The organism is Stenotrophomonas maltophilia group sp. Smal12 (assembly GCF_037079935.1).
GTDB lineage: Bacteria > Pseudomonadota > Gammaproteobacteria > Xanthomonadales > Xanthomonadaceae > Stenotrophomonas > Stenotrophomonas sepilia.
Window position 1 is genome coordinate 1 of the sequence record NZ_JBAWUK010000017.1, and the last position, 21,698, is coordinate 21,698.

General features: G+C 67.9%; 24 protein-coding genes. 9 read left to right on the forward strand and 15 right to left on the reverse strand.

What is annotated here, in order from left to right:
* Positions 1-234 precede the first annotated feature (234 nt).
* Positions 235-954, forward strand: coding sequence for a GntR family transcriptional regulator (locus WDC87_RS09485; protein WP_069139058.1), 720 nt, complete (start codon positions 235-237; stop codon positions 952-954).
* Positions 955-1,103: 149 nt separating this feature from the next.
* On the opposite strand, the gene WDC87_RS09490 is transcribed toward WDC87_RS09485, so the two are convergent.
* Positions 1,104-1,430 carry a hypothetical protein gene (locus WDC87_RS09490; RefSeq protein ID WP_072168673.1) on the reverse strand — a complete coding sequence of 109 codons (327 nt, stop codon included), beginning with the start codon at positions 1,428-1,430 and terminating at the stop codon, positions 1,104-1,106.
* A 151-nt stretch (positions 1,431-1,581) separates the two neighbouring features.
* Here WDC87_RS09490 and WDC87_RS09495 point away from each other — a divergent pair, with 151 nt between their 5' ends.
* Positions 1,582-2,529, forward strand: coding sequence for a nucleoside hydrolase (locus WDC87_RS09495; protein ID WP_005415667.1), 948 nt, complete (start codon positions 1,582-1,584; stop codon positions 2,527-2,529).
* Positions 2,530-2,533: 4 nt separating this feature from the next.
* Here the strand turns inward: WDC87_RS09495 and WDC87_RS09500 are convergent, their stop codons facing one another.
* The 5 genes from WDC87_RS09500 to WDC87_RS09520 all read right to left on the reverse strand — a co-directional run bounded on the left by WDC87_RS09500 (position 2,534) and on the right by WDC87_RS09520 (position 7,429).
* The gene (locus tag WDC87_RS09500; RefSeq protein ID WP_069139056.1) at positions 2,534-3,793 is read right to left on the reverse strand and encodes an MFS transporter; all 1,260 of its coding nucleotides are present in this window, start codon (positions 3,791-3,793) and stop codon (positions 2,534-2,536) included.
* 184 nt (positions 3,794-3,977) lie between these two features.
* Positions 3,978-5,291 carry a HAMP domain-containing sensor histidine kinase gene (locus WDC87_RS09505; RefSeq protein ID WP_072168671.1) on the reverse strand — a complete coding sequence of 438 codons (1,314 nt, stop codon included), beginning with the start codon at positions 5,289-5,291 and terminating at the stop codon, positions 3,978-3,980.
* Positions 5,288-6,028: a response regulator gene (locus WDC87_RS09510; RefSeq protein ID WP_072168670.1), complete on the reverse strand. Its 741-nt coding sequence runs from the start codon at positions 6,026-6,028 to the stop codon at positions 5,288-5,290. Before WDC87_RS09510 ends, WDC87_RS09505 begins: the two co-directional genes overlap by 4 nt.
* A gap of 57 nt (positions 6,029-6,085) precedes the next feature.
* The gene (locus WDC87_RS09515; protein WP_072168669.1) at positions 6,086-6,631 is read right to left on the reverse strand and encodes a redoxin family protein; all 546 of its coding nucleotides are present in this window, start codon (positions 6,629-6,631) and stop codon (positions 6,086-6,088) included.
* A 3-nt stretch (positions 6,632-6,634) separates the two neighbouring features.
* Positions 6,635-7,429, reverse strand: coding sequence for an alpha/beta hydrolase (locus WDC87_RS09520; protein ID WP_252745245.1), 795 nt, complete (start codon positions 7,427-7,429; stop codon positions 6,635-6,637).
* A 339-nt stretch (positions 7,430-7,768) separates the two neighbouring features.
* Between WDC87_RS09520 and WDC87_RS09525 the strand changes: the two genes are divergently transcribed.
* The 5 genes from WDC87_RS09525 to WDC87_RS09545 all read left to right on the forward strand — a co-directional run bounded on the left by WDC87_RS09525 (position 7,769) and on the right by WDC87_RS09545 (position 11,351).
* Positions 7,769-8,413 (forward strand): DoxX family protein, encoded by a 645-nt coding sequence (locus WDC87_RS09525; RefSeq protein WP_111201168.1) that lies wholly within the window; start codon positions 7,769-7,771, stop codon positions 8,411-8,413.
* Between the two features lie 100 nt (positions 8,414-8,513).
* Positions 8,514-8,990: an EF-hand domain-containing protein gene (locus tag WDC87_RS09530; protein WP_069139051.1), complete on the forward strand. Its 477-nt coding sequence runs from the start codon at positions 8,514-8,516 to the stop codon at positions 8,988-8,990.
* Positions 8,991-9,046: 56 nt separating this feature from the next.
* The gene (locus tag WDC87_RS09535) at positions 9,047-9,886 is read left to right on the forward strand and encodes a DUF692 domain-containing protein (RefSeq protein ID WP_088496743.1); all 840 of its coding nucleotides are present in this window, start codon (positions 9,047-9,049) and stop codon (positions 9,884-9,886) included.
* On the forward strand, positions 9,879-10,613 hold the full coding sequence (locus tag WDC87_RS09540) for a putative DNA-binding domain-containing protein (protein ID WP_252745244.1): 735 nt from the start codon (positions 9,879-9,881) through the stop codon (positions 10,611-10,613). Before WDC87_RS09535 ends, WDC87_RS09540 begins: the two co-directional genes overlap by 8 nt.
* Positions 10,614-10,694: 81 nt before the next feature.
* Positions 10,695-11,351, forward strand: coding sequence for a ferric reductase-like transmembrane domain-containing protein (locus WDC87_RS09545; RefSeq protein WP_088496741.1), 657 nt, complete (start codon positions 10,695-10,697; stop codon positions 11,349-11,351).
* Positions 11,352-11,468: 117 nt separating this feature from the next.
* Here WDC87_RS09545 and WDC87_RS09550 read toward each other — a convergent pair whose 3' ends face one another.
* From WDC87_RS09550 to WDC87_RS09575, 6 genes are all read right to left on the reverse strand, one after another.
* Entirely contained in the window at positions 11,469-12,593 is a 1,125-nt protein-coding gene (locus WDC87_RS09550; RefSeq protein ID WP_188241234.1) for a metallophosphoesterase, read from the reverse strand.
* 120 nt (positions 12,594-12,713) lie between these two features.
* Positions 12,714-14,255: a TerC family protein gene (locus tag WDC87_RS09555; protein ID WP_188241191.1), complete on the reverse strand. Its 1,542-nt coding sequence runs from the start codon at positions 14,253-14,255 to the stop codon at positions 12,714-12,716.
* A gap of 43 nt (positions 14,256-14,298) precedes the next feature.
* Positions 14,299-14,523: a helix-turn-helix transcriptional regulator gene (locus WDC87_RS09560; protein ID WP_188241192.1), complete on the reverse strand. Its 225-nt coding sequence runs from the start codon at positions 14,521-14,523 to the stop codon at positions 14,299-14,301.
* Positions 14,523-14,990 (reverse strand): DUF2975 domain-containing protein, encoded by a 468-nt coding sequence (locus WDC87_RS09565; protein ID WP_032954010.1) that lies wholly within the window; start codon positions 14,988-14,990, stop codon positions 14,523-14,525. Before WDC87_RS09565 ends, WDC87_RS09560 begins: the two co-directional genes overlap by 1 nt.
* Before the next feature lie 205 nt (positions 14,991-15,195).
* The gene (locus WDC87_RS09570; RefSeq protein WP_005415652.1) at positions 15,196-15,777 is read right to left on the reverse strand and encodes a hypothetical protein; all 582 of its coding nucleotides are present in this window, start codon (positions 15,775-15,777) and stop codon (positions 15,196-15,198) included.
* A gap of 94 nt (positions 15,778-15,871) precedes the next feature.
* Positions 15,872-16,303: a pyridoxamine 5'-phosphate oxidase family protein gene (locus tag WDC87_RS09575; protein ID WP_072168661.1), complete on the reverse strand. Its 432-nt coding sequence runs from the start codon at positions 16,301-16,303 to the stop codon at positions 15,872-15,874.
* A 286-nt stretch (positions 16,304-16,589) separates the two neighbouring features.
* On the opposite strand from WDC87_RS09575, the gene WDC87_RS09580 reads away from it, so the two are divergent.
* Positions 16,590-17,027 (forward strand): hypothetical protein, encoded by a 438-nt coding sequence (locus tag WDC87_RS09580; protein ID WP_227836618.1) that lies wholly within the window; start codon positions 16,590-16,592, stop codon positions 17,025-17,027.
* A gap of 32 nt (positions 17,028-17,059) precedes the next feature.
* On the forward strand, positions 17,060-17,566 hold the full coding sequence (locus tag WDC87_RS09585; RefSeq protein WP_088496565.1) for a PaaI family thioesterase: 507 nt from the start codon (positions 17,060-17,062) through the stop codon (positions 17,564-17,566).
* Positions 17,567-17,575: 9 nt separating this feature from the next.
* Here WDC87_RS09585 and WDC87_RS09590 read toward each other — a convergent pair whose 3' ends face one another.
* The 3 genes from WDC87_RS09590 to WDC87_RS09600 all read right to left on the reverse strand — a co-directional run bounded on the left by WDC87_RS09590 (position 17,576) and on the right by WDC87_RS09600 (position 21,675).
* The gene (locus WDC87_RS09590) at positions 17,576-19,318 is read right to left on the reverse strand and encodes a GGDEF domain-containing protein (RefSeq protein ID WP_252745243.1); all 1,743 of its coding nucleotides are present in this window, start codon (positions 19,316-19,318) and stop codon (positions 17,576-17,578) included.
* A gap of 162 nt (positions 19,319-19,480) precedes the next feature.
* Positions 19,481-20,506 carry an AI-2E family transporter gene (locus tag WDC87_RS09595; RefSeq protein ID WP_072168658.1) on the reverse strand — a complete coding sequence of 342 codons (1,026 nt, stop codon included), beginning with the start codon at positions 20,504-20,506 and terminating at the stop codon, positions 19,481-19,483.
* 116 nt (positions 20,507-20,622) lie between these two features.
* Complete coding sequence (locus WDC87_RS09600) at positions 20,623-21,675, reverse strand: sensor domain-containing diguanylate cyclase (protein ID WP_151355112.1); 1,053 nt, start codon at positions 21,673-21,675, stop codon at positions 20,623-20,625.
* Between the last annotated feature and the right edge of the window lie 23 nt (positions 21,676-21,698).

Here is a 21,698-nt window from a genome sequence, read left to right on the forward strand (position 1 = left end):
CCCCCCCCCCCCCCCCCCCCCCCCCCCCCCCCCCCCCCCCCCCCCCCCCCCCCCCCCCCCCCCCCCCCCCCCCCCCCCCCCCCCCCCCCGCCGGGCCCGGGGCGGCCCGCCGCGCGCCGGCGCGGGGGGGGGGGGGCGGGGGGGGGGGGGGGCGGGCGTGGGGGGCGGCGGGGGGGGGGGCGCGCGCGCCCCCCCCCCCCCCCCCCCGCCACTACCTGGCGGTACACTTCCTCCATGGCCATTGCCCCTGCCCCGCGGTCACCGAAGAAGCGCGCACCTCTGTATGAAGAGGTGGCCGACCACGTGCGCGAGCGCATCTACGACTATCGGCTGCCGCCGGGCGAGTGGATCGACGAGCCCGCGCTGTGCGAAGAACTGGGCATCAGCCGCACGCCGCTGCGCGAGGCGTTGAAGCTGCTGGCCGCCGAAGGCCTGGTACAGATCGACGCAGGTCGTGGCAGCCGGGTCACCCGGTTGACGCTGGAAGACCTCAACCAGCTGTTCCCGGTAATGGCCATGCTGGAAGGCCGTTGCGCGCACGAGGCGGTGAAGCACATCGACGATGCCGGCGTGCAACAACTGGAGGCCCTGCATGCGGCGATGGAAGCGGCGGCGGCCGAGGGCAACATTGCCGAGTACTACCGCAACAACTACCTGATCCACGAAACCGTGCAGCATTACGCGGGCAATCCGTGGCTGATCCGCATCACCCACGACCTGCACCGCATCCTGAAGATGCATCGCGGCCGCCAGCTGCTGACCCCGGGCCGCACGGCGCAGTCGCTGGCCGAACACCGCGAGTTGATGGAGTGCTTCCGCCGCCGCGATGCGCAGGCTGCCGAACGCACCATGGAGCGCCATCTGCTCAGCCAGGGCCAGGCATTGGCCGCCTATGTGGCAGCGGGCGGGCTGTTGAACGTGCCAGCGCCCTTGCCGACCGAAGGCGGCGGTTGAGCGGATGAGGTTGCCGGCCAGCGGCCGGCACTACCGGCCGCAGCCAACCGATGTTCTGTAGCGTCGAGCCATGCTCGACTGCTTTCTTGCTCAGGCACGGCGGCGTTGAAGCGAAGAGCAGTCGAGCATGGCTCGACGCTACAGAGACCTCAATCGCCGCAGCTGCCGCCGTCACCGCTGCCACCGTCGCTGGCGCAGTCGGAGCTGCTGTGGCTGTGATGGCTGTAGCTGTCGCCGGATTGGCCGCCCGGATGATCGTAGCCACCGCCGAAACTGTTGTCGCCCCGGATCCCGGAGCCATCGGCCGTAGCCACCGCCATGCACAGGATGGCGCCGACCAGGGGAAGCAGCCAGACCATCAGCAACTGCACCGTCCGACCGCCCGTCGACAGCCCATCACGCCTGCCGATCACCACGGTAGCCACCACGTTCAAGCCCAGCACCAGCAGGACCAGCAGAAGGGCAACGATCAGCATTCGGCGACACCATGCCTGGACTGGGGGCATTATGGCCTGCCACCCCGGCAATGGCCCTGCCTGTCATGAAGATGGGACAATGTGGGGGTGTGCCGGCCTGCCCCTGGCCGCCGGCGCCCCTCGCACCACACGGAAGAAGAAGAACAACAACATGCTGAAAGTCATTTTCGATACCGACCCGGGCGTCGACGACGCCCTGGCCCTGCTGTACCTGCACAAGCACGCCCAGATCGACCTGATCGGTGTCACCACCACCTTCGGCAATGCCTCGGTGGAGTCGACCACGCACAACGCGCTGTACCTGAAGCAGGCCTGGGGCTTCGCCGCCCCGGTCGCGCGCGGTGCCGACGGCCCGCTGCAGCCGGAAGCCACCCCGGAAGCGTGGCCGGTGCACATCCACGGCCACAACGGCCTGGGCAACCACCCGGTGCCGGCCAGCCTGGACGTGGCCGCCGATGCCCGCCCGGCCCATCAGCTGATCATCGATCTGGTCCGCGCCCATCCGGGCGAAGTGACCCTGGTCGCGGTCGGCCGCATGACCAACCTGGCCCTGGCCCTGCAGCAGGCCCCGGACATCGCCGGCCTGGTACGCGGCGTGGTGATCATGGGCGGCGCCTTCCACGTCAACGGCAACATCACCCCGGCCGCCGAGGCCAATATCTGGGGCGATGCCGAAGCCGCCGACGTGGTGTTCACCGCCAGCTGGCCAGTCACCGCGATCGGCCTGGACGTGACCACCCGCGTGGAAATGGACCGTGACGGCCTGGATAAGCTGGCCACCATCGGCGGTGCCGACGCCGAGCTGGTCCGTGCGCTGTCGCAGGATTACGTGGACTTCTACCTGCAGGCCGGCCACAAGGGCATGGTCGTGCATGACTGCTGCGCGTGCATCGCGCTGACCCGCCCGGAACTGTTCCAGTTCGAGCGCGCCAGCGTGCGCGTGGCCACCGACGGCGTCGCCCGCGGCATGACCATTCCCAAGCCGGAAGGCCTGGCATTCGGCCCCAGCGTGTGGGACGGCCACGTGGTGCAGTCGATCGCCATCGGTGTGGATGCGGCCGCGGTACTGGCCGACATCGAGCAGACCCTGAAGGTCTGACCGGCTAGCGTCTGGCCCTGCCCGGGACCGTCTCGGGCAGGGTCCACAGCACCGGCAGCACCAGCACCGCCACCAGCGCGATCATCGCGCCCGGCGCCGCCGCCCAGCCGCTGCGCTCCACCCACCATTGCGCCAGCCATGGCGTTGCCCCGCCGAAGAAGGCAGTGGCCATTGTTACTCCCAGTGCCAGGCCGCTGACCCGGCCTTCGCCTGGGAACTGCTCAGCCGTGGCCGGGGCCGCCACCGCGCTTACACCGCCGGCCACGCAGGCCAGCAGCACCGCCGCCAGCACGATGCCCAGCGCCGTTGCCTGTGCCATCCACGCAAACAGGGACAGCGGCAGCAGCGCTGCCAGCACGGTCAGGCCCAACAACACCGGACGTCGTCCGATGCGGTCCGACAATGCGCCACACAGGGGCGTGATCGCGATCACTGCCACCGCCGCGATCGTCGACAGCCACAGTGCGTCACCCTCATCGTGGCCCTGCGCGTGCAGGAATGCAGGCACATAGGTGATGCCCACGTAGTAAGTGATCGATCCCAGCGCCGAAATCGCGAACGTGCGCGCCACCGCCAACGGATGATGCTGCAGCACATGCCGCAGTGGTGTGGCGGGAATGCTGCCTTCGCGGCGCTGGCGCTCGAACTCCGGCGACTCGTGCATGCCCGAACGCGCAATCAGGATCACCAGCGCAAGCGCAGCGCCGACGAGGAACGGAATCCGCCAGCCCCAGCTGTCCAGCTGCGGTGTGGGCAGCAGCGCGACGGTAAGTGCAGAGATCGCCACCGCCAGCAGGGCGCCCACTTCGCTGGCGGCCGAGGCCAATGACGTAACCAGGCCGCGTCGGCGCGCCGGTGCGCTTTCCAGCAGGTACGCCACCACGCCGGTATATTCGCCGCCCACCGAGAACGCCATCACGCAGCGCAGCACCAGCAGCAGCACGCCGGCCGTGGCGCCTGCGGTGGCCGCGGTCGGCAGCAGCGCAGTGGCCAGCATTGCCGCTGCCATCAACGCCATCGACGCAAGCAACATCCATCGCCGGCCGAGCCGGTCACCCAGGTGACCAAAGCACAGCGCGCCCAGCGGACGCATAAGGTAGGACACGGCGAATCCGGCCAAGGTGACCAGCAGCGCCTGCTCGCCACCGCCGAAGAACACCCGCGACAGCACCGTGGCGAAGTACAGGTACAGGGTGAAGTCGTACCACTCCACCACCGTGGACAGGCCGGCCACCCACATAGAGCGCTGTCGCGCCACAGTCATCGCGTATTCGCCTTCAACAGCCTCGATCCCGGTTGGGCAGGTTCGGCGCAGCGTGGCATGGATGGGGTGAAATACCGGTCATCGGCTATCGGTTGCCTGCATGTACTGGGCTTCATGGCCGCTGAAGCGCTCACTGTCAAAGCCGAAGCAGAAGCGTCCTTGCTGGAACACAAGGCCGAGCAACTCAGCCCGGCAGCTGCAGCTCCGCCCGCAGGCCGCCGCCCTCGCGGTTGTGCAACCGCAGCGAGCCACCCAGCGACTGCGCCAGCTGCACCGCGATGGCCAGTCCCAGGCCGGTCCCTCCGGTATCGCGGTTGCGCGAGCTTTCCAGCCGGTGGAACGGCGCCAGCACTGCCTGCAGCTGGTCCTCGGGAATGCCGGGGCCACGGTCGGAAATGCTGATCCACACCCTTCCGGCCTCATCGCGGCCCGCCTCGATCTCGGCGGCGCCGGCGTAGCGCAATGCGTTGTCGACCAGATTGCCGACCACCCGGCGCAGCGGCTGCGGCCAGGTCTGTACGACCAGCCCAGCGGGCGCACCGCCAGTGACCGGCTTGCCCATGTCCTCGTAGTCGCCGACCACACTGGCCAGGAACGCGCCCAGGTCCATCGACACCGGCGCGCCAGCGGCGACGTGGCTGCTGCGCGCATAGGCGACGCCCTCGCGCACCAGTTGCCCGAGGTGATCGAGATCATTCAGCAGGCGCTGCTGGGTAGCGTCTTCCGGCAGGGTCTCCACCCGAAGCTTCATGCGCGTGATGGGGGTCTGCAGGTCATGCGAGATCGCGGCCAGGATCTGCAGGCGTTCACTGACATGGCCACGAATGCGTGCCTGCAGTGCATTGAGTGCGGCCGCCGCGCCGCTTACTTCCGCAGGGCCATCTTCAGGCAGTGCAGGCCCGTCCTTGCCCGGCTGCAGATGCTCCACCGCATGCGACAGCTGCTGCAGCGGGCGCAGGGCCAGACGCACGGCCAGCCACGCGCACACCAGCAGCAGCGCCAGCTGCACCAGCAGCACGGCGGGCAGCCAACGTGCCAGCGGCAGCCCCGACGGGGTGACTTCAATGGTCAAGGGTGTGCCGTCGTGCAGGCGCAGTTCCACCTCGAACCGCTCCGGCAGGCGAGCCACCTGGCGCGCCTGCAACCGATAGCGGTGCCGCAGGCTGTCGTCGATGATCGCCGTGACCTGGCGCGCACGATCGGTCTGCAGCCCCGGCCCGGGCGCGGCTGGACGCAACAGGTAGCGGTAAGTGCGTCGTTCCAACCGTGGTACCCAGGCATCGCGCTGGTCTGCGGGCAGGTGCTCCAGCAGTGCGACACTCACCGCCACATCCTCGTCGAGGTTGCGCAGCATCATGCTGCGGGTGGACTGGTAGCGTTCGAAAAAGAGCAAGCCGAAGGACAGCGCGTGGGCCAGGGTGAGTCCGCCCAGCAGGACCAGCAGCAGCCGCGCCGACAGCGTGCGCGGCCAGCGTGGACGGCGTGCCCCGGTGCTCATTCGTCCGGCCCCAGCAACTGCACCGGCACGCTGAACACATAGCCTTCGCTGCGCACGGTCTTGATGTAAGTCGGCTCGCGCGCGTCGTCACCCAGTCGCTGGCGCACGCGGCTGACCAGCAGGTCAATCGAGCGATCGAACAGTTCGGCATCGCGGCCCTGGGTGAGGCTGAGCAGCTGGTCGCGGCTGAGCACCCGATTGGCGTGGTCGAGGAACACGCGCAACAGGCGGAACTCGGCGCCGCTGAGCGGATACGCGGTCCCCTGTGCGTCCAGCAAGTGGCGCGCGGTGGTATCCAGGCGCCACTCGCCGAAGGCGAGCTGGCGCCCGGCCTCGCTCACCTGCAGGTTCGGCGGCAGCATCTGCGTGCGACGGATCACCGCATTGATGCGTGCCAGCAGCTCGCGCGAAGAAAAGGGCTTGGTCACGTAGTCGTCAGCGCCCATTTCCAGGCCGATGATGCGATCGGTTTCGTCATCGCGGGCGGTCAGCAGCACGACCGGCACCGCACGATGCTTGCCGGCGCGCAGGTTGCGGCACAGGCTCAGGCCGTCCTCGCCTGGCATCATCACGTCCAGCACCACCAGATCCACCGCATGGGTATCCATCAGCGCGCGCATGGCCCGGCCACCGTCGACCTGGCTGACACGCAAACCGTTGCGCAGCAGGTAGTCGGCCAGCATCTGGCGGATCTCGCTGTCATCGTCGACGACCAGGATGTGCGGTACATGGTTCATTGCGTTCTCGATGAAGACGGAGGTCAGGGCCGCGCTGCGCGGCCATGGTAGCGCGGCTCAAGGGCTGGCCAGCAGGCGCTGGATCTCGCTTTCGGTACGTGCGTAGTCGCCCTCGCCGTAATGGCGGTAGACCACCCGCCCCTGCCGGTCGAGCAGGTACAGTGCGGGCCAGAAGCGGTTGCCCCAGGCGTTCCAGATCCGGTACTGGTTGTCCTGCACCACCGGCCAGGTGATGTCCAACCGTGCGATGGCCCTGCGCACGTTGCCGGGCAGCCCTTCATGGGCGAACTCCGGCGTATGCACGCCGATCACCTTCAGGCCCTGCGACGCGTACCTGGCATTCCACTGGTGGACATACGGCGCCACGTTGAGGCAGTTGCTGCAGGTATAGGTCCAGAACTCGACCAGCACCACCTGCCCCCGCAACTGCTTCAGTGTGAGCGGTGGGCTGTTGTGCCAGGGCCCGCCACCGTCGAACCCGGCAGCGGGAAGGGCCTGTGCCGGCTGCGCATCGGCCTCCGGGTTGGGCCAGGCCAGCAACAACGCTGCTCCGCCGAGCAGGCCCAGCAGCAACGGCAGTGCGTACCCTCGCAGTGCGGTCATCGTTCAGCCCCCCTGCTCGGCCAACGGCAGTTCAGCGGGCTTCACCCCTGCCGCCTCCAGGATGCTGTCGGCTACCTGCGCCGGATGCGAAAGCAGCGACACATGGCTGCTCCCGATCGGTTGCAGCTGTGCACCGATGCGACGTGCGGTCGCGGCCTGCAGCTGTGGCGACAGCATGCGGTCATCACGGCTGAGCACGTACCAGCTCGGCTTGCTGCGCCAGGCCGCCATGTTCACCACCTCGCCCAGCGCGCTGGCCTTCAACGGGACCTGCGTGCTGTACAGCAGTGCTGCCGACTTTTTCATTACGTCCGGCGCGAAGTCCTGGGCGATGGCATCGGCCGGCAACGTCAGGTAGCCATCCCTCTCCTGCAGCCGGGCCAGGCCCGGCCCGACCGGGAAGCCTTCGCCCTGTTGCGCCGAAGACTGCCCTGCATCCGGTGCGAAGGCCGCCACGTACACCAGCGCCTGCACCTTCGGGTCATTGCCCGCTTCGGTGATGACCGTGCCACCCCAGCTGTGGCCGACCAGCACCACCTTGCCGGGCGCGGCGGCAATCGCGCGGCGGGTGGCGGCCACATCGTCGGCCAACGACGTGAGCGGGTTCTGCACCGCCACCGCCGGCAGCTTCCAGTCATGCAGGGTGCTGATGACCTTGCTCCAGCTGGAGCCGTCGGCGAAGGCACCATGCACCAGGATGACGGTGGGCGGTGCAGCGGTATCGGCCTGGGTGGCGAAGGCCGGGGCGGCAGCTCCGGCCAGGGCGAGAGCGGCGGCAAGCGAGGAGATACGGATCATGGGTGACACTCCGGCGTTGGGAGTGGTCATTTCCGCCTGCCGGTGTATCGGCGCTGTTTCTTCGCGGCGCGGAGTTGTAACGGACTGTAGGGCGCAGGCGGGTTTGTACAGTGGGATACATTCGCGCGCCGGGCCAGGCCGGCCGCTACCGGCTGGATATCGTTCCCCCGCGCTCGCGCAACACCCCGATGTGCATCCACGCGTCGTCTTTGTATCGGACTGTACGAAACCCCGGTCGCGGCCACAGTCGCTGACAAAACCCCGGGCAACGGCACACGTTGCCGATACCTGCGCCGCCTGGAATGGCCTCCATCGACCACTGGCCCGCAGGAAACCACCATGATCAGCACCGCCTCTTCCGTGTATACCCCCCGCCTGGACGCCGTCGGCCGCTGGCTCTCGCCATTGGCGCTTCGCACGCTGCTGGCCTGGGAGTTCTTTGAGTCCGGCCGCGAGAAGCTGGGCGGCCAGAACTGGTTCGCCGAGCTGGAAGGTCGCTTCCCGTTCCCGTTCTCCACCCTGCCCGCATCGTTGAACTGGCAGCTGGCCACCTGGCTGGAACTGGTGGGTGCGGTGATGCTGCTGCTCGGCCTGGCCACGCGCTCGGTGGCCTACGTCTTCTGGGTGTTGACAGTGGTCGCCATCGCCGCCGTGCACTGGCCCGACCAGTGGAACGGCCTGGGTGAACTCTGGCAGGGCTATGCGATCACCGACCAGGGCTACGGCAACTTCAAGCTGCCGCTGCTGTTCCTGGCCATGCTGCTGCCATTGATCCTCAACGGCGGTGGCGCGCTCAGCGTGGACCGGCTGCTGGTCGGCCCACAGCATGCCCCCGTCGGCGATGACGGCCTGGGCTGGGGCGTCAGCCTGATCGCCCTGTTGCTGCCGGTTGCCGCGCTGTTGCCCGGCATCGGCTTCGGCGGCGCCCTGCTTGGTGGCGTGCTGCTGCTGGGCTACGCGCTGCGCCGTCGTCGCACCGCCTGACCTGCTTCGCCCCTTCCCGCGCTTCCTCCTTTCGTTTCCGTCGCCTTCAGGCGACGTCCATCCCGCACGCCTGGCGTGCCATCCCCAAGGAGTCACCACCATGTCCGTCTCGACCAAGAACACCCCCTCCTCCCGCCTGCCGCGCATTGGTGCCATCGGCATCGCCCTGGCCGGTGGCCTGCTGCTGGCCGGCCAGGCCGCAGCGATCCAACCGCTGGCGATCAGCGCCGTCGCCATGAGCGCCGCCGCCGAAGGCAAGTGCGGCGAAGGCAAGTGCGGGGCCAACAAGGCCACCACCGGCAAGCCCGCCGGCAAGGCCAAGGTGGCCGAAGGCCAGTGTGGCGAAGGCAAGTGCGGCGATGCCTCGTTTGCCCGCACCGACCGTGACCACGACGGCAAGGTCTCGCGTGCCGAGTTCAACGCGGTGGCCGCCAAGCGTGCCGCCGAGTTCGACCGCATCGACACCGACCACGACGGTTACATCAGCGAACAGGAAGCGCACGACTACCTGCGCAGCGTCTACACCGCCAACGGCAAGCCGATGCCGAAGGGCCTGTTCTCCCGCGTTGCCGATTGATCGACGTCCAACCGGCGCTGCCTTCAAGGCGGCGCCCTCTCTCTGGAGCATCCGCCATGTCCCTGCCCTTCAATGCCGCCGGCCTTGGCCTGCGCCGTGGCCTGATCGACGAACTGCTGGCAATGCCGGCCAGTGCCATCGACTTCCTCGAAGTCTCCCCTGACAACTGGATCGGCGTCGGCGGTGCACACGGCGCCGCGCTGCGCCAGCTCAGCGAGCGCCATCCCCTGACCTGCCACGGCCTGTCGCTGTCGCTGGGAGGTCCTGATCCGCTGGACCGCACCCTGCTGGCACAGACCCGTGCCTTCCTCGACCTGCACCAGGTGCAGCTGTACAGCGAACACCTGAGCTACTGCGCCGCCGGCGGACATGTCTACGACCTGCTGCCGCTGCCGTTCACCGCCGAAGCCGTACACCATGTCGCCAGTCGCATCGCCCAGGTGCAGGACATGCTGGGCCGGCGCATCGCCGTGGAGAACATCTCCTACTACGCCGTTGCCGGCGCGGACATGAGCGAGATCGACTTCATCAACGCCGTGCTCGCCGAAGCCGACTGCGACCTGCTGCTGGACGTCAACAACGTCTTCGTCAACGCCTGCAACAACGGTTACGACGCCTTCGAATTCCTGGCCTGCGTGCCGTCCCACCGTGTCGCCTCGCTGCATGTGGCCGGCCATTTCGATGAAGACGATGGCTTCAAGATCGATACCCACGGTGCCCCGGTGAAAGGCGTGGTCTGGGCGCTGTTGCGCGAGGCCTATGCGCGGGTCGGCGTGCGCCCGACGCTGCTCGAACGCGACTTCAACTTTCCGCCGCTGGCGGAGTTGCTGACCGAGGTTGCACAGATCCGCCAAGCGCAGGTCGAGGCACGTTCACCCGAGGTGGCCCATGGCTGAGTCGCTGGCTACCCTGCAACGGCGCTGGGCCGATCATGTGCGGGACCCAGCAATTGCCGCACCCGACGGCGTCGAGGCGGGCAGGCTGGCGGTATACCGCCGCCTGTGCATCGACAGCCTGGACACCCTGCTGGCCGGCAGCCTGCCGCGCCTGCAACAGCAGTTGGGCATGCCACGCTGGCGCGACACGGTGGAGCACTACTACGCCCGCCACGCCTGCCAGACCCCGTTGTTCCCACAGATCGCCGGCGAGTTCGCGACCTGGCTGGCAGTACAGGACACGCTGGCACTCCCGGCCTGGACAGCGGAACTGGCGCACTACGAGAGCTCGCAGCAGTCGCTGCACATTGAAGCACGTGACGCCGGGCGGTCCCTGCACCGCGTTCCCGAGGGCAGCGATGTGCTGGCGGTTTCGCCGCTGGTGCGGGTGCTGGGCTACCAGTGGCCGGTGCATGAGGACGAGGCCCTGGAACCGGTGCCGAGCGCTGCGCCCACGCTGCTGCTGATCCAGCGCCGCGCCGATTTCAGCCTGCAGGTCGAGCAACTGTCACCGCTGGCCTACGCGCTGCTATCAGCCTTCGGTGACGACGGCGCGCCGGTGGATGAGGCACTGCAGACGCTGTCCGAAACGCATGGCGTGGCAACGGACGCATTGCGCGTGGCCTGCGTGCCCGTTCTGGGCGAGCTGTGCATGGCAGGCGTGCTGGTTGCATTGCCTGCTTCCTGAGGTTGCCGGCCAGCGGTCGGCACTACCCACTCGGTGCCCGGCCAGCGGCCGGTGCCCCCATTCCTGCTTCGAGGTCTCACCATGGCTGCTTCCAACACTTCCTTCCTGCACGGCTGGCGCCTGTTCGTGGCCATCGCCGTGGTCCTGATCGCATTCGCGCTGGCGGCCTTCGCCCTGTATCCCGATGCAGCCGAAGGCAGCCGTGCGGCGATCCGGATCACTGCACGCACATCGTTCCTGCTGTTCCTGGCGGCGTTCACCGCATCGTCGTTCGCCAGTCTTCTGCCCGGCCCGTTCACCCGGTTCCTGCTGCGCGAACGGCGCACCGTCGGTTTGTCCTTCGCGTTCTCGCACCTGCTGCATGCCATCGCCATCACCAGTTTCGGCATCCTCAACCCGGCGTTCTGGCCAGCACGATCCGCGCTGGCCAATCTTCCGGGCACGGTGGGCTACATCGCCATCCTGGCGCTGGCCATCACCTCGCATCGGGGGATCGCCCGCCGCATGGGCCCCACTGCTTGGCGTCGCCTGCACCTGTCCGGCATGTGGATCATCGCGGCGGTGTTCACCTACTCGTACTTCAAGCGCGTGCCAGGCAACTTCTGGTATGCGGTGCCGTCGGCACTGCTGTTCACCGCCTTCGTGGTGCGCTGGATCACCAAGCGGGCGCAGTCACTGCGCCGAAGCGCGCGTGCGCGGCCACCGCTGCGGAGTTCTCAAGGAGGCGGTTACTTGTAGAGCCGAGCCCATGCTCGGCTGCCTCTGGTTCAGCCGAGCATGGGCTCGGCTCTACAGAGGGATCCCAGCACGATCGGCATCGAATCCCCTGCGGAAAGGGATCTGCCCCACTTCAGGTCACGGCGCGCGGCGCAATGTCACCAGGGTGATCTCCGACGGCACGCCGATGCGTGCCGGGAAACCGGCCCAGAGACCCGCACCATTGCTCACGTAAAGGGTCATCCCGTCCACGTCGTAGCGACCGGAGACGAAGCCACCATTGGCCCGCTTCACCAGTTGGTCCATGCCGATGATCTGCCCACCGTGAGTGTGCCCGGACAATTGCAGCTTCACGCCGCGCGCCGCCGCCTCTCGCGCGTTGCGCGGGCGGTGGTCAAGCAGGATCACCGGCGCAGAGGGATCGGCGCCGGCCAAGGCGGCGTCCAGATCCGGCAGCGGCAGGCCGTAGCGTGCAGCCACCGGATCGGTGACCCCGGCAATGGTCAGCGCTGCATCACCGCGTCGTACCTGCAGGTGGCTGTTCTCCAGCACCTGCATGTGCAGCGCGCGGAACGCCTGCATCCATGCCTGGTACTGCGCGTAATACTCGTGGTTGCCGGTAATGGCGACGACACCGTCCGGCGCCCGCAGATCGGCCAGAGGACGCGCGTCGTCACGACGGGCCTCGACACTGCCGTCGATCAGATCGCCGGTGATCACGATCAGATCCGGCGCCAATGCGTTGCTCTCATCCACCACCCTGCGCACCCAGTCGCCGGTCAGCAGGCGGCTGGCATGGATGTCGGTCAGCTGCAGCACGCGATAGCCGTCGAACGCCGCTGGCAGCCCGGCAACGCTCACCTCGATCTGCCGGGGCTGGGGCACTGCCATGCCCTGACTGACACCATAACCACTGACCAGCAGGGCCAGCACGCCGGCCGCCGGCCGCAGCAATGCGGCTACCGCACGTGGCCAGCGCAGCAGGCGGGACGCGAGCAGGCCCACATCCATCGCCAGCATCAGCAACGCCAACAGCAACACCGCCGTGGAGCCGGTGGCCAGCGTGGCGATGGCCAGTTTCGGAATTTCCGGCGACGCCATGGTGCCCCAGAAGGTGGCGACGATACGCAGCTGCACGGCTACGCCCACCAGCAGCAGCGACAGCACGACCTTCAGCCAAGTGGGCATGCGCTGTGGCCAGAACAGGCGCCAGGCCACATACAGGCCCATCAACAAACCGATCGTACTCAGCACTGCAACCATCCTGGAAAGAAAGTGGGCCGCCATGGTGACGGCTGCAGGCGGTGTTGTGTAGCACCGAGCCCATGCCCGGTATTTCAATCTGCAGCCGAGCATGGGCTCGGCGCTACAACAACAGGGGCGTCAAGCCATTCCGTCGAGGCGCTGCACCCGCAGGCGGGCAATGCGGCGCTTCTCCATCGCCAGCACGGTGATGCGCACACCCGCCACCTCCACCGCATCGCCGGTGTCCGGCAGCCGGCCCAGCTGCTCCAGCACGAGCCCGGAGATGGTCATGTAGTCGGCACTGCGTGGCAGCGATACGCCGGTCAGCCGCTGCAGGTCGTCCAGGGTCAGCGCACCGTCGGCCTCCCACTGGTCCTCGCCCTGCGCGACCACGCCATAGCGCTCGTCCTGGGTATCGACCAGATCGCCGGCAATCGCCGCCAGCAGATCGTTGGCGGTCACCAGGCCTTCCACGCTGCCGTACTCATCCACCGCCACCGCCAGCGGTACCGGATGCTGGCGGATCAGTTCCAGCGCCTGCAGCGCACTGGCGCTGGACAGCACGTACTGCGGCTCGCGCAGGTTGCCTTCCAGCTGCAGCGGCCTGCCCTGCAGCAGGTCAGCCAGCAGGTCGCGGCTCTGCACCACGCCACGTAGGCTGTCCAGGTCACCCTCGCCCACCAGCAGCCGGGTGTGTGGCGATGCCACCAGGCGGGCCACCACATCCTCCTGGCCCCGCGCCAGGTCGATCCACTGCACATCGGCGCGCACGGTCATTACGCTCGACACCGGCCGGTCAGCCAGGCCCAGCACGCTACGGATCATCTCGTGCTCGGCCGGCTGCAGGCGCTCTTCGGCATCTACCGGCTCGTCCACGCCGTCATCGGCATGGCCGTTGGCCGGGCGCGCCCCGAGCATGCGCAGCACCGCATCAGCGGTGCGCTGGCGGAACGGCTGGCGGCGCTCGTTGCGCTCACGATTGAAACGCACCCACTGGTTGAACGCCTCGACCAGGATCGAGAAGGCGATCGCCGCGTACAGGTAGCCCTTCGGGATCTTGTAGCCCAGGCCCTCGGCCACCAGGCTGAAACCGATCATCAGCAGGAAGCCCAGGCACAGCACCACCACGGTGGGATGCTTGTTGACGAAGCGGGTCAACGGCTTGCTCGCCAGCAGCATCAGCGCCATCGCGATGGTGACGGCGGCATACATCACGCCCAGGTTGTCGACCATGCCGACCGCGGTGATCACCGAGTCCAGCGAGAACACCGCATCGAGCACCACGATCTGCGCCACCACCATGGCGAAGCTGGCGTAGACCTTCTTGCCGTCTTCGTGGTGCGCGCGGCCTTCCAGCCGTTCGTGCAGCTCCATGGTGCCCTTGAACAGCAGGAACAGGCCACCGCCCAGCAGGATCAGGTCACGCCCGGAGAAGCTGTGCTCGAACAGCGTAAGCAGCGGCGCGGTCAGTTTCATGATCCAGGCCAGCGCCGCCAGCAGCACCAGCCGCATCAGCAGGGCCAGTGCCAGGCCGATCACCCGCGCGCGGTCGCGCTGGTGTGGCGGAAGCTTGTCGGCAAGGATCGCGATGAACACCAGGTTGTCGATGCCGAGCACGATCTCAAGCACGACCAGGGTTGCAAGGCCCATCCAAATCGAGGGGTCAGCCAACCATTCCATTTCAGGTCCGTTTCGTCAGTGGGTAAGGGAGAAGAAGAAACACTCAGTCTGCCTCCTGCGCCCGCACCGGGTCGTACCCGAGCAGGTCGCCAGGCGTGCATTGCAGCTCCCGGCAGATCGCATCCAGCGTGGAAAAGCGGATGGCGCGCGCCTTGCCGGTCTTCAGGATCGACAGGTTCGCCAGGGTGATGTCGATGCGACCGGCCAGCTCGGACAGGGTCATGCCCCGTTCCTGCAGCACGCGGTCCAGGGTGATGACGATTGCCATCAGATGACACCGTCGAGGTCATCGCGCATCGCCGCGCCCACGGCGAAGACGCGTGCCAGCACGAACAGCATCAGCACCGCCACCAGCCCGGTGATCGACATGCCGCCGCCCACCTCCATCCAGCTGAAGTCCGGGCCCATCCAGGCCGCGTAGGCGCCGATCAGGATCGACAGCAGCTCCATCGCCAGCATCAGCCACGCCATGCGTTGCAGGCGCTGCGCATTGGCGTGGGTGAACGGCCTTTCACGCGCCGCCGATTTCAGCAGCCGCAGCAGATGGCGCAGGAACAGCAGGCACAGCACCAGCAGCGCGACGATCACAGCCAGCCCCAGGCAGAAGTGCAGGAACAGCGCGTTGCCGTGTGCAGCAGCGGCAGCGGCATCGTGGACGCTGTCGAGCAGCCAGCGACGGTCGTGCGCGACCAGCGGCACGGCCAGCAGTGCGGCCAGGATGCCCAGCCAGCACATCGCCCGGACGGCCTGGACGGCGGCCTGGGCCAGGGTGAACAAGCCTCGCGCGGGTCTGGCGCGGGCGGGACGAGCGGTCAAGCGGCCTCCGGCATTGGGGCGGCCTCGCCGCCCCCGGGGTGGATTTATCGATAAACGATATATCACAATCTGCGTGAAAGGCTGAATCGCGGGCCTGGGCAGCCTGCGCGGCGCGGGGCCAGCGTTACCGGCTGGGTGCAGCCTGCTCCAGCATCGCTTCGCCCGGCGTCACCGAGGCCATCGCCTGCACGCCGGCCTCGGCCGCCTGCCGCGTGACCAGCCGGAAACGCACCTGCAGCTTGGCCTGCCCGGGCGTGGCCCAGCCGTACTGGATCGCCACCTGGTCCGCCGACAACGGCCCACGGCCTGGCAGCGAGCGCGCCTGCAACGGCGTCGGCGCCGCCTGCACCAACCGGGCAAAGCCCTTCTGCACGACCGCCGCGTCGGCCTTTTCGGCGTAGACCGTACACGTGCCATCGTCAGCCCAGCTGACCGCATAGCGGCCGCTGGCCAGCGGCACCATCCAGGCCACGCCCGACTGCCCCTGCAGCAACGTTGCCGCCTCGGCAGGCTGCAGCGGTGACAGCCCGTTGGATTCCATCAACGACTGCAACCGCGCCGGTGCGCCGATGTGCTGCATGCAGGCGGTATCGAACAACTCACTGAAAGGGTCCTGCGCCTGTGCGCTGGCCTTCGGTGCACGTGCAGGCTGCGCCGCCGCCAGGGCAGGCAGCAGGGCCAGGATCAGCCAGGAGGCAGGGCGCATTGGAACTCCACGGTACGGAAAACAGCAGGGAGGATGGCAAAGCCCGGGCGCGGCGCGCAACGGCCGCGTTGCCGCCGGCCTCCCCGCGCCGGGATCAGGTTGTGATTTCGCCCTCGTCCTCGCCATCCCAGTAGTGGATACGGCTGGCGCGCACATGGATCAGTACCAGTCCCGGTGTATCCACTCCCTGTTCGAACCACCGTTCCAGGTCCTTCACCCAGTGCTCGCGCATCGTGGCCCGATCGCGCACCAGCGCCGCCCTTCCCTGCACGTGCACGAACAGCGGCGGCTTGCCCAGCAGCGACTTGCTGCCGGAGAAACCCAGTGCGACGGTGGGGTCAGCCTCGATCTCGCGCACCATGTCGGTGTCTTCCATGGTGAAGAACCAGCTGTCACCGTCATAGTCCACGTCACCGTTGTTGCTCATGGGGCGACCGGCAATTTCTCCACCGGCGCGGGTCTGCAGCATCGTGAAATCGATGCCGGCCATTTTCTTGGCAAGTTCTGGGAGGGTGAGCTGGGTCACGGCGCGGTCCTTGATCGGAGGGACGCCCAGCGTCTGCGCAGAGCGGTGACCGGAAAGTGCATGAGCACTTGCGGCCTCTTCACGGGAAACGAGATACGGCGCATGGTCCATGCGTGACGCACTCCACACCACCATGCTTACGTTAAAGGCAGATAGAGGAACGCCCCTGCGGAGCACTACACCCAGCTAACAGGGGCGTGCCCGAGAATCGCGCAACCCCGTGGCACGACCGGCATGGCAGCCGGCGTGCACGCGGCGACTCCTCCCCCAACCGCACGGCCTCCACATGGATCTGTTCGCCTGGCTCGCGTTCGGCTGCTACCTGTTGGCGTTCTTCATTGTCTCGCTGTTTGCTGCGGCCTATCTGAAACGTTCCGACTTCATGCCCTACCACGCGCAGGCCGTGGGCATGTCGTGGGCGGAGATCGAACCGCGCATGCAGGTGCTGCTGATGGCACTCATCCGCGTGGTCGGCGCCGGGTGGATCGCACTGGCCGGTGCCGGCGTGATGCTGGCCTGGTTGATCTTCTTCGGTGGTCACTTCGCGCTGCCACAGCTGCTGGCGTTCCAGTTGTTCTGCCTGGTCGCCACCGCGCCCCCGGTGCTGGTCGCCTCCGGCGTGCGGCGACGCACCGGTGCGCGTACCCCGGTATCCACCGGCGCGGTCGTGGTGCTGCTGTCGCTCCTCGGCCTCGCGCTGGCCGTGCTGTCACTGTCCCGGTGAGTTCCCTTGCCCCCTCCCCACGAGGCTCCGCCATGAACCCCGAATCGATCTTCTACAGCGTGGTCAACGGTAATCTTCCACGTTCCCAGGCCGGCACCCTGCTCGGCTGGCGCTTCGTCGGCTATGACGATGCACTGCGTCGCATCCAGGTCGAGTTCGACGCCGGGACGGTGCTCACCAATCCGATGGGCAACGTGCAGGGCGGATTCCTGTCAGCGATGCTGGACGACTGCATGGGGCCGGCGATCTACGCCACCCTGCCAGCCAACCGCATCGCGGTCACGGTGGAATCCAAGACCAGTTTCGTCAACCCGGCACGGCCGGGGCGGATCATCGGCTGGGGCGAAGTCGAGCACAGCAAGGGCAGCATCGCCTTCACCCGTGGCTGGCTGACTGACCCGGCCGGCAAGGTACTGGCCACCGCCAGCGCCACCTTCCGGGTGGGTGCGCTGCGCTGGCGCGGTCTCTCGGTGCCGCGTCCCATCGCGAGGCGGATGATCGCGCGCACGCTGCGGCGCGTGCATGCGCGCATCGGTTGATGCGTATCCTCAACGTGCGTTGCGGCCGCCGCCGGCCACCCGCACGCGGTCGCGGCCCTGCGCCTTGGCCTGGTACATGGCCGCGTCGGCAGCACGCAGCAGGGTGCGCCAGCCCAGCGCATCGGTGCCCCCCTCGGCTACGCCGAAGCTGGCAGTGACCCGCAGTACGTTGCCTCCGGCCAGTGCGATGTCCAGCTGCCGCATGGCCACGCGCAGCGACTCGGCCAACTGGCGGCCGCCGGCCAGATCGCCGTCGGCGAGCAGCACCAGGAATTCCTCGCCACCGTAGCGGGCGATGCTGTCGCTGCGGCGCAGGTGGCGCTGCAGCAGCTGTGCCACCTGCACCAGCACCTGGTCGCCAGCAGCATGCCCATGGCCATCGTTGATGGCCTTGAAGCGATCGATGTCAAGCAGGATCACCACCGCGCTGGTGCCACCGTCGGCATGGCGCTGCTGCACCCTCTGGTCCAGCGCGCGCCGGTTCAACAACCCGGTCAGTTCATCGGTGCCGGCCAGCTGGCGCAGCTCGCTGGTCAACGCCGAGCGCTCGCGCGACTTCTCGCGCAGCACTTCGATGGCATCGAACAGGCGCTGCATCTCGGCCAGCGGGTGGGTCACGTGCTGTTCCGGGCCGGGCGCTTCCGAGGCGATCTGGATCACCTGCTTCTGTGCCTGCAGCAGCGGCCGCAGCATCTGCAGATGGGCAATGCGCAGCGCCACGCCGAGCACCACCAGCGTGCCAAGCACGGTCGCCACCAGCACCACCAGGCGCGTGGCTTCGCGGTTGCGGGTGCGCTCGAAACGGGCGATGGACACGCTCAGGTAACCGTCACGCAGCGCTTCCAGCGACCGCAGGGTCGGTACGTAGCGCGTGGTGAACTCGGCGGCGGTCCACGGCGGCGGCACGCCACGCCGTCCATCTTCGATCAGCTGTTCGATCATCGGCAGCGATTCGCCGAAGAACTGGCGGCGTGCCATGTCCCAATGCCAGGACAGCGTCGGATCGCTGCGGAACACGGCTTCATGGCTGCCTGCCAGCCGCCACAGTTCCAGCAGGCGGCCTTCGGTCTGCAATGCCGCCCGCACCTGTTCGTCACGCCAGGCCCCCGGTACCGCCACCGGCGCCATCACGTTCGAGGCCAGGCGGCCGCCATGCTCGCGCAGGTCGATCAGCACCTGGCCCTGCATCGCCGGGATCGCCGCTTCGCGGTCGGCACTGACCAGCACGCTGATCTGCGCCGAGGTCAGCACGTGCAGGCGATCGACCACGGCGAACATGCTGCTGATCGCGCGCTCCACGTCTTCCACCCGGCGCACTTCGTGCGGCTGTGCCGCCACCTGGTCCACCGCGGCCCGCGCCGACTGCAGGCGACGTTGCGCGTCGGCCAGCAGCCCATGTTCGTCGACCACGCCCGGATCGGCCTTGAACACGGTGTCCAGTTGCAGCAGGGCGGTGTCGACCCGCTTGCGCGCAACCGCCAGCTGCGCGGCCAGCCGCGCCTGTTCGGCCGCATCGGCCGTATTGACTCCCAGCAGGCTGTTGGCTGGGCCGCGCTCGGCCGACACCCGGTTGGCCAGGTCGAAGGTCTGCTGCAGTCGGCGCAGGCTGACCAGGTTGTCCTCGGCAGCGGTGAAGCGCAGCGTGCCCTGCACCAGTGCGATGGCCATCAGCGGCAGCGTACAGACTACGAACAGCCCGGCCAGGATCCAGACCCAGGTCCGCAATCCGATGGGCGACGCCTTGCGGGCCATGCACATTTCCCCTGTCGTGCGGAACACTGTAGCGGCCGCCTGCACAGGCGCCAAGCCGCTAGCGGGCCAACCGTGGCCGTCGGTACACCGTGCCCGCCGCGAACGCACCGACAAGGCCGCGCGGACGCTCGAATCGGGACAAATACGTCATGCCCCGCCGCGTCAGATCCAGCGCTGGTCGACCAGTTCGCGCTTCACGTAGGCATAGAACACCGGCGCGGCGACCAGGCCCGGCAGGCCGAAGGCCGCCTCCATCACCAGCATGGCCAGCAGCAGCTCCCAGGCCCGCGCCTGGATTTCGCCACCGACAATGCGCGCGTTGAGGAAGTACTCCAGCTTGTGGATCACGATCAGGTACAGCAGCGCCGCCACCGCCACATAGAACGAGACCGACAGTGCGACGATGGTGATGATCGTGTTGGAGATGATGTTGCCCACCACCGGCAGCAGGCCGGCCAGGAAGGTGATCAGCACCAGGGTCTTGGACAGCGGCAGGTGCACGCCGAACAACGGCAGCACGCCCAGCAGGAAGATCGCGGTGAACACGGTGTTCAGCAGCGAGATCTTCACCTGCGCGAACACCACCTGGCGGAACGCGGTGGCCAGGCGGCTGGTGCGCCCGATCAGCTCCTGCGCCAGCGGACCCATCTTCGGCAGCGGCAGTTCGTCATACAGTGCGATCATCGCACCCAGCACCATGCCGATCAGCACGCGCACACCCACCTGGACCACCGAGGTACCGGCCACGCCCAGCTGGCGCTGATGCTCGGCGGCCCAGTCGTTCAGCGCCGCGCGCAGCGCCGGCATGTCCTCGGGGATGTAGGGTTGCAGCAGCGCCGGTACCTGATGCCGCGAGGTGTTGAGGATCTCCATCAGGCGCGCCAGCAATGCGTCCGGGCCGCCGGTCTCGTTGCGGAAGAACGAGGCCACGCCGATCCCGGCCAGCACCAGCGCACTGATGATGATCGCCGACAGCACGATCACGGCGATCGCCCGTGCGCGTCCCGGCGGCAGCCTGCCTTCCACGGTGGAAGCCAGCAGGTGGGTCAGCTGGAACACCAGCAGGCCGGACAGAAGGGTGACCACCAGGCCCAGTTTCAGCGCCAGCCACATGCCCAGCAGCATCATCAGCCACGCCGCGATCCTTGGAATGGGGGGCTTGGGCTGGGCAACGAGAGCGTCTTGCATGGGAGCGCGTCCGGGCGGGGTGGCCCATGGTAGAGGATTGGCGTGCTGATTCCGCGTGCAGGATGAATGGGCATTTCATCCTCGTTCGGCGGCAGCCGTGCCGTCCCCACGCGCGCTCACTCGCCATAGCTGGCGGTGTTCTTGCCCTGGCGCTTGGCGTGGTACAGCGCGCGGTCGGCCAGTGCCAACCAGTCCTCGACACTGCCGCCACGCGGCGTGGCCGCAATGCCGATACTGACGCTGAATTCCACACCCGGCGTGGCCTGCCGCGCGGCCTCGAGCAGGTGCAGGCGCACCCGCTCGGCCACGTGCATCGCGTCAACAGGCGTGCAGTCGCGCAGCAGCACGACGAACTCATCGCCCCCGAGCCGCGCGGGCGTATCACCGGGCCGGGCAACGGTGCGCAATGTCGCCGCGATATGCCGCAGCACCTCGTCACCGGCGCGGTGGCCATGCGAGTCATTGATGCGCTTGAAGTCGTCCACATCGAGCATCAGCAGGCAGGCAAACCCGCCCTGGCCCTGTGCCCGGTCCAGCGCCTGCTGCGCACGCAGGATCAGGAAGCCACGATTGGCCAGTTCGACCAGCGGGTCCATCCGGCTGAGACGTTGCAGCTGGCGGTTCTGCGATTTGACCCGGCGCGCCAGCTGCCAGCTGAGAATGCTCAGGCCGATGCCATACACGAACAGGAACGGGACACTCAGCACGATCGTGCGCTGCGAGGTGACCGGCTGGTAAGGGAAGCCGAGCGCCCACCAGGTGAGCGCGAAGCCCAGCATCAGGGCCAGCGTGGCGCGCATCGCCAGGCGAACGCCACCGGCAGCGATCTTGTCGGCCACCAGCAGTGCGGCGAACAGTGCACTGGGCACCGCGCTCAACGCCATGAAGGCGATCCAGCCACCACCGAAAAAGGAGTCGGCCACCATGCAGCGGAACTGGACGAGCGCGGGCTGGCCGGAGCGCTGGGTCAGCATCAATGCCAGCGCAGGCCACGCCAGCGCGTTGAGCAGCAGCAGGACCCACGCCAGCGGCCCATCGTGGCGCTCGAGGATGATCGAAGCGATGGGGATTGCCCCCAGTCCATTGCCGACGAAACGCATCCAGCCGATGCGACGTGCCGCGCCAATGCCTTCGACCGCGCCTTCCGCCGAATCGGTGAAGAATGGCATTGCCCCCCCTTGCGCGATCGCAC